The 2,148-nt window shown below is 36.5% G+C and carries 2 protein-coding genes and 1 pseudogene; 2 read left to right on the top strand and 1 reads right to left on the bottom strand.

The annotated features are described in order from the left end of the window. Positions 1-124: 124 nt before the first annotated feature. Positions 125-1,435 (bottom strand): annotated as a pseudogene (locus CLPUN_RS06200) (DNA polymerase); the annotation flags it as partial. Here CLPUN_RS06200 and CLPUN_RS06195 point away from each other — a divergent pair. After that, entirely contained in the window at positions 1,380-1,826 is a 447-nt protein-coding gene (locus CLPUN_RS06195) for an ATP-binding protein (RefSeq protein ID WP_077846454.1), read from the top strand. The pseudogene CLPUN_RS06200 and the gene CLPUN_RS06195 sit on opposite strands and share 56 nt — an antisense overlap. Positions 1,827-1,880: 54 nt before the next feature. Beyond that, on the top strand, positions 1,881-2,148 hold a 268-nt coding region (locus CLPUN_RS29560), incomplete at its 3' end, for a transposase (protein WP_198944296.1).

Genomic DNA, 2,148 nt, shown 5'->3' with positions numbered 1-2,148 from the left:
ATGAAATAAGGTAATTCTTATGGAGCGAAGGGGCATAGTCAAGTTAGAGAAAAATTTATTAAAGACAACGTATTGTTAGGAAGCCGATGAGCATAACTGATTAAAACCATTTATCCCCGAAAGGATAGCTAAGGATATCTCTTGAGATTGCCTGCACAACATTTTCCACAAATTTAGGACCATATGATTTGATGCGTTCCCATTTTTTTGTTGATCCGATACCTTCGTAAGTCACGGATTCTCCACCGAACTGGTTCATGCCAATTTTAGGTTTAACGTAAGTTAGTTTTCTACCAGATGGGAGTTTTATAAAAAGCATACCGCTTTGATAAATAAAATGGATATCATGAGTTTTGGTGGTGGTTTTCTGTTTGATTGCAATTTTGACAGCTTTATCAACATCCCACCAAAACTGTACAATGTTAGGATTTGAGGTCCTCCATACGTCAACCAAAGGCTGTAATTCTTTTTCTGAAAGACCCATATCTAAGGCATCCATTGCTTTTAGGGCTCCACACGCACCGCCATATCCTAATGCAAGCTCGGAGATTTTCCCCTTCTGGCGAAGATGGCTGTTCTGGCCATGCTTTTCAACTGTAACACCAAACATCGCAGAGGCACTTGCACAATAAATATCTCCGTTACTAGCGAAGACTTTATTTCTCCATGACTCCTGTGCTAGGTGTGAGAGTACTCTTGCCTCGATTGCACTAAAATCTGCTACAACAAATTTATACCCAGGCCTTGGAATAAAAGCGGTGGGGATAAGTTCCGACAATACTTCTGGGACAGAATCATAAAGCATTTCTAGTGCCTCATAGTTACCGCTTTTTACAAGGTTACGAGCCTGTTCCAAATCCGGCATATGATTTTGAGGAAGGTTCTGTAATTGGATTATTTTTCCGGACGAGCGACCACTACGATTTGCTCCGTAGAACTGGAACATCCCTCTAGCACGGCTGTCAGCACATACAGCATTTTTCATTGCCTGATATTTCTTTATACTTGATTTGGAAAGCTGCTGACGGAGAGTAAGTACATCAGAAAGTTCCTGTGGAGCATCCTTTAGTATTTCTGATACAGCCTTTTTGCCAAGTGTATCGGTTTTTAGTCCATTGTCAGATAGCCATTGTTTCATCTGTACTACAGAATTTGGATTATCAAGATTTGTGAGTTTCTTCATTTCTTCCGAGAGTTTTTCTTTAGAATGTGCATCCATTTTAATCGCTTGCTCAACAACATCCATATCAATGGCAATTCCACGATCATTAATTTTTTGATCTATGTGATATTCATCCCATACAAATTCAGGCACAGGAAACTTAACTAGCTTTTTCTGAATGGACATTTCAACTTCAACATCCCTGCGATTGTAGGAGATGAATGTTGTCCACTTTGCTATATCATGTGTAGGAAGATTACGAGTGCGAATGAAAGCATGCTTAGAGGGATATAAAGTATTATTTACAACTGTTCCGCTTTTTATTACACAATTGAAAGAATTAAAATCAACTAAAACCTTAAGGACATATCAAAACAAATTATCTAAATATGATCTAGTTATTTTGGATGAATTTGGTTATATATCAGCTGATAAAGAGGGGGCAGAGCTACTCTTTACAAATATATCTCTACGAGCCGGACAGAAATCCACCATAATAACTACGAACCTATCATTTGATAGATGGGGTGAAATATTTGGAGATCCTGTGATGACAGCTGCTATGACCGATAGACTAACACATAAATCATATGTAGTTAACATGAATGGTAATTCATATAGAATGAAAGAAACTAAGGCTTGGCTTAATACCTTAGAACAGTAATTTACATTTTTTAGTGGAAAGGATTTTAATTATAATTTGGTCTAAAAATTATGTATAAAATACAGCTCTAATTATGAAGTTGGAGTAATTGCAGTAATTCATACTTTTGGTGGAGATTTAAAATGGAATCCACATGTACATGCGTTAGTAACTGAAGGTGCTGTTGATAAAAAAACAAAGTGGTGGAAGCAAGTCGAGTATATTCCATATCCATATTTGAAAAAATCATGGCAAAAGGTTTTGTTAGAAATAATAAAAAAGCACTTCAATTCTTATAAGACAAGACAATTAATAAGTTATCTATACAAAAAATACCCGAAAG

Origin of the sequence: Clostridium puniceum, assembly GCF_002006345.1 — a bacterium.
In the GTDB taxonomy this organism is placed as follows: Bacteria; Bacillota; Clostridia; order Clostridiales; family Clostridiaceae; genus Clostridium; species Clostridium puniceum.
The sequence above is the reverse complement of the archived record's forward strand: the minus strand, read 5'-3'. Positions and strand labels throughout refer to the sequence as shown.